Source organism: Streptomyces sp. NPDC055078, from assembly GCF_053607985.1.
The window spans coordinates 1-5079 of record NZ_JBSGUP010000606.1; the positions used below are offsets into that span (position 1 = coordinate 1).

Below are 5079 nucleotides of genomic sequence, written 5' to 3' on the forward strand. Positions count from 1 at the left end.
GTGGCGATCACCAGATACTTCGGCAGGATCGGCCAGTCCCAGCCCACGACTCCATAGGCGACGGCGACGACGATCGGCTGGTGCAGCACGTAGAACGGCAGTACCGCGGCGGCCAGGTAGGCGTACACCCGCCCTCGGCCCGTCCCGGCCGGGGGCCCATCGGCGGCAGCGGGCGGACGGCGGAGCATCCGGCGGTCGAGGAGGCCCAGGATGCCGACCAGCCAGAGCCAGCCGGTGAGCCCGAACAGGACCCGGGAGGTGATGGCGAGCGGGGTCGTATCGGTGAAGGGTTCGTCCTCACCGAGGAAGCCGGGCAGCGAGCCCAGGAAGAAGGCGCACCCGAGCGTGGCCGCCACGGCCGCGTCGCGGCGCATCGCGGTGCGGAACCGGTCGTCGGCCGCGAGCGCGAAGCCGCAGACGAAGAAGAGGAGATACGCCCAACGGCTCCAGCCTCCGTAGTCCTCGTCCAGGCCCAGCACCCCGCAGATGACCGCGATCGGCAGGGCGGGCAGCAGGACGACACCCCGCCGGCCGACCGCCGCCGCCGCCCGTTCGCGCAGCCGGGTGCCCGCGCCGCCGCGCAGCGCGTACGCGGGCAGGGCGACCAGCAGGGAGAAGGTGAGCAGCAGCACCACGAACCACAGATGCCCGGTCTCGAAGTGCTCCCCCTGGACGACGAAGGGGAACGACGCCAGGTCGAGGTGAGCGTCGTAGAAGCGGGGCAGGAAGTCCGCGTACGACTCCCGGTAGCCGGGATCGGCGGCGCGCAGCCGGAGCCACTGCGGCACCGGCATCATCGTGAGGAGGGTGAAGACGAGGGGCACGCCGAGGCGTAACAGACGTTCGCGGGAGAAGCCCGCCGCGCCTCGGCGGCGCAGGGAGTACCAGGTGCCGAGTCCGGCGATGAGGAAGAGCGCGGGCATCGCCCAGACCACACCGAGACCGGCGCCGATCATGGTGACGCCGGTCGTCTCGTCGTTCTTCACATAGAAGTCGTCGCTCTCGTCGAACACGAGCGCGGAGTGGAAGAAGACGAGCCCGACCACCACGAGGAGGCGGATGACGTCCAGTTCAGGGCGGCGGGCCTGGCGTTCGGCCGCGGCCGGCTCGGGAAGGGCATGCGTCATCCTGATCTCCACTGGCGAGGTGCCGATCCGACCGGGCACCCAGTCTGGGGCCTGGCGCGCGCCGGGCGCCAGAGGTGTGCGCGGCGCCGCGTGCGCGGACGGGCACGCGGGCGTACGGAGCGGCGGGCGTACGGAACGGGTACGTGTACCGGCCCGGCGGAGCGCCACGGGCCGGGCCGGTAGATCGCGCCGCCGGATCGGGCCGCCGGATCGGGGCTGGCAGACTGGGGGTATGTCCGCTCCTCGCCGGCTGTGCCCGGTCTGCCGTCGTGAAATCGCCGTGGTCGCGGGGCGCTTCGCCCGTCATGACCCGGCGCAGTCCCGGACGGCGCCGGATCTGGTCTCCTGTCCGGGCTCGCTGCGACAGGCACCGTACGACGCGGCGCTCCAGCCGTCGCTGGACGGTGCCGTCGTGCCCGCCTTTCCCGGTCAGCTGCCGCTGTTCTGACCCGTCCTCCGCCGCTGTTCCGACCCGCGATCCGGCGCTTGTCCGCCCAGTCCTCCGGCGCTGTTCTGCCTCGTCCTCTGCGGCTGATGCGGACCGTCCTCGCCCGTAGGTCTGCCATGCCGCGGGCCCTCGCGGTCCAGGGGCGGCCGGGCGGGGGCGTATCCCGGGTGCGTTGTCAGTGGGCGCCTCTAGGGTGGAATTCGACAGCGTTTCCCTGGCGGCGCTCCCTGGCCGCGCTTCGCGTCTGGAGGAGACCCATGACCGCCCCTGAGCCCACCGGCCGGCTGGTGCCCACCGCGACCGGCCGAGATCTGGTCCTGACCCGTAGCCTCGGCGGCCCCCTCGCGGAGGTGTGGGCGAGCCTCACCGAGTCCGAGCGGACCGTGCGCTGGTTCGGCCCGTGGAGAGGCGAGGCCGGGCCCGGCCGGACCATCGAGGTCCAGATGGGGTTCGAGGAGGGCACGCCCTGGTCCGCGGTGCGGATCGAGGCGTGCGAGGCGCCGACGCGGCTGGCCGTCTCGCTGCCGGAGGAGTCCGGGGGGTGGAAGCTGGACGTCCGGCTGTCCGATACGGGGGACGGGCGCGTCGCGGTGGAGCTGATCCATCATCTGACGGACGGGAGCGAGGGCGTCGGTGAGATAGGTCCCGGCTGGGAGTACTACCTCGATATGTTCGTCGCCGCGCAGCGCGGCGACGACGCCCGGCCGTCCTTCGACGACTACTACCCGGCGCAGAAGGCGTACTTCGAGCAGCTCGACGTCTGACGGGGCCACCGCGCGAGGCGTCCCACGGCTCCGGAAGCGGAACCCTGATCGAGCGGAGGCCGTGCCGCCCACCGCGCGAGGCGTTCCGGCACGGGCGGTTTCCGCGATAGGCCCGGACCGGCCCCCCGTCCGGCCGGTGGACAGGCGCGACAGCACCCGCACCCACCCGGTAGATTGGTCTACACCATTACAGACCGAGACGCGCACAAGGACAGGGATCTTCGTGGAAGTTGTCATCGTTCCGGACGCCACCACCGGCGGCGAGCTGATCGCCGAGGCCATCGCCGATCTGCTGCGCCGCAAGCCCGAGGCCCTGCTGGGAGTGGCCACCGGGTCCACTCCCCTGCCGATCTACGGAGCCCTGGCCGCCAAGGTGCGCTCGGCCGAGGTGGACGCGTCGAAGGCCCGGATATGCCAGCTGGACGAGTATGTGGGACTGCCGTACGGCCATCCCGAGTCGTATCGCTCGGTGGTGCTGCGGGAGGTCGTCGAGCCGCTCGGGCTGACCGAGACCTCGTTCATGGGTCCCGACGGCACCGCCGAGGACATCGCGGCGGCCTGTGCCGCGTACGACCGGGCGCTCGGCGAGGCCGGCGGGGTCGACCTCCAGTTGCTGGGCATCGGCACGGACGGGCACATCGGCTTCAACGAACCGTGCTCCTCGCTCGCTTCCCGCACCCGGATCAAGACCCTCACCCAGCAGACCCGCAAGGACAACGCGCGGTTCTTCGACAGCCTGGACGAGGTCCCGCACCATGTGATCACCCAGGGCATCGGCACCATCCTGGAGGCCCGCCACCTGGTGCTGCTGGCCACCGGGGAGTCGAAGGCCGACGCCGTCGCGCTCGCCGTCGAGGGCCCGCTCTCGGCCCTGGTGCCCGCGTCCGCCCTCCAACTGCACCCGCACGCCACGGTCGTGGCCGACGAGGCCGCCGCCTCCCGGCTGAAGCTCGCGGACTACTTCCGCGCGACATTCGCCTCCAAGCCCGCCTGGCAGGGCATCTGACCCACGGGTCAGCAGGCTGGGGAGGCACCGCCGCCGGGGCCGGGTGTCACCGGACGCCCGGCCCGGCGCGGTATGCCCGGACAACGGGCGGGGACACATATTTGTCCCGAGCACAACATATTCCGTGCTCAACGGCTCATTTTCATCCCTGAGTTGATACGGTGCGCTGGCTCGGCACTTGTCGCGCGTTCAACTGACGCGCATTCGTGCAGCCCCGGGGGATCTTTATGAACGACAGCACCGCTCACGACATCCAAGTGGTCAGGGCGAGTCTGGAACGTGTACGACGAAGGGCCAGTCATGTGGTCCGCTACTTCTACGCGTATTTGTTTAGACAACATCCTCATCTGCGGTCTCTCTTCCCGGCCGTGATGAACGATCAGTACGAGCGGCTGTTCGCCGCGCTGGTCCATGTCGTGGACCACCTCGATCATCCCGGCCTCGGCAGACATCTGGAGCGGCTCGGGCGGGACCACCGCAAGTTCGGCATCGTGGACGAGGACTACACGGCGGTCGGGGAGAGCCTCGTCGCCGCGATCCGGCTGCACAGCCCCGCTTCCTGGGACGGCCCGACAGAGGCGGCCTGGCTGCGGGTGTACGGGAATCTGGCCGCGGCGATGCAGGGCGGCGCCCTTCGGTCACGGGCTCTGAACGAGCCACCGAGCTGGGAGGCCACCGTGATCTCCCACCGGCTGCACGGCGATCACACGGCCGTGGTGCGTGCCGCTGTCCGCACCCCCTACCGCTGGCTGCCCGGCCAGTACGCCACGGTCGAGCACACCGGTCTGCCGGGTGTGTGGCGGCCGTACTCACTCGCGGGCTGTGCCGGTGGCCCGCGCGGCCGGGACCGGGAGCGGGTACTCGAATTCCATGTCGGCCGGGTGGCGGACGGGCTGCTCTCCAACGCGCTGTGCGACCGGACGGGCCCCGGGCAGACTCTGCGGCTCGGCCCGGCATCCGGCACCGCGCTCACCCCGCCGCCCGGCACACCGGCCGTCACCCTCATCGCCGCCGGTACCGGCTGGGCTCCGGTCAAATCGGTCCTCGACGAATTACTCGCGCGCCGACCGGCCCCCCGGATCCGGATCGACGCCGTGGCGCGCGGCGACGCGCACTTCTACGACGGCGCGTCGCTCGACGACCTGCTGCGCGACCACCCCTGTCTCAGCGCCTACTGGTGGTACCAGGAGCGTGGCGAGGGCAAGACACGGGCCGCCGAGCGGCTGCACACCCATCTGCGGGGGCGCCGGGACTGGGCCGGGGAGAGCGTCTATCTCTGCGGCCCGGTGCTGTTCGTCCAGGAGACGGCCGATCTGCTGCACGAGTGCGGGCTGCCCATGGAGTCGCTGATCCGCGATCCGCAGCCGTCGTCGGTGCGGCAGCGCGGACATGTCTCGCACGGCGAGGCGTTCCTCGATGCCCCAGCGGTGAAGTGGATCGACCCGCAGGCCCGTACCCGCTCGCTCGCCACCCCCGTCCCCGCGCCACCCGTCACGGGACCGTCCGCCACGGGACCGTCCGTCCCCGCGCCGTCCCCCTCCGGGCTGCCCGTCCCCGCGCCGCCCGTCTCCGGGCCCGCCGTGACTCCGGTGGCCGCGCCCCACGGGGCGGTGGGGTAGCCGAACCGGCCGCCGGGGGGCCGCACCCGGCTCGGCCCGCGCGCGGCGTGCCGCCGCCGGCCGGTGGCTCAGTGCGGCCGGCGGGGGCGGCACTTCCGCAGCACCCGGTCGAGGG

Annotated in this window: 5 protein-coding genes; 4 read left to right on the forward strand and 1 reads right to left on the reverse strand. The window is 72.0% G+C overall.

The window, feature by feature from the left end; genetic code table 11:
• A partial coding sequence (locus tag ACWF94_RS33130; protein ID WP_453497075.1) for an acyltransferase family protein occupies positions 1–1127 on the reverse strand: 1127 nt, incomplete at its 3' end.
• A gap of 232 nt (positions 1128–1359) precedes the next feature.
• Between ACWF94_RS33130 and ACWF94_RS33135 the strand changes: the two genes are divergently transcribed.
• The 4 genes from ACWF94_RS33135 (at position 1360) to ACWF94_RS33150 (ending at position 4964) form a co-directional block, all read left to right on the forward strand.
• Positions 1360–1575, forward strand: a complete 216-nt coding sequence (locus ACWF94_RS33135; protein ID WP_453497078.1) for a hypothetical protein — start codon at positions 1360–1362, stop codon at positions 1573–1575.
• Between the two features lie 257 nt (positions 1576–1832).
• Positions 1833–2339, forward strand: a complete 507-nt coding sequence (locus ACWF94_RS33140; protein ID WP_453497081.1) for an SRPBCC family protein — start codon at positions 1833–1835, stop codon at positions 2337–2339.
• A gap of 223 nt (positions 2340–2562) precedes the next feature.
• Positions 2563–3345, forward strand: a complete 783-nt coding sequence (gene nagB / locus ACWF94_RS33145) for a glucosamine-6-phosphate deaminase (protein WP_453497084.1) — start codon at positions 2563–2565, stop codon at positions 3343–3345.
• 227 nt (positions 3346–3572) lie between these two features.
• On the forward strand, positions 3573–4964 hold the full coding sequence (locus tag ACWF94_RS33150) for a globin domain-containing protein (protein ID WP_453497087.1): 1392 nt from the start codon (positions 3573–3575) through the stop codon (positions 4962–4964).
• The last annotated feature ends 115 nt before the right edge of the window (positions 4965–5079 follow it).

Excerpts from the sequence above, each read along its gene's own strand:
- ACWF94_RS33135 (WP_453497078.1), top strand. The coding sequence starts at position 1,360 with ATGTCCGCTCCTCGCCGGCTGTGCCCGGTCTGCCGTCGTGAAATCGCC.
- ACWF94_RS33140 (WP_453497081.1), top strand. The coding sequence starts at position 1,833 with ATGACCGCCCCTGAGCCCACCGGCCGGCTGGTGCCCACCGCGACCGGC.
- ACWF94_RS33150 (WP_453497087.1), top strand. The coding sequence starts at position 3,573 with ATGAACGACAGCACCGCTCACGACATCCAAGTGGTCAGGGCGAGTCTG.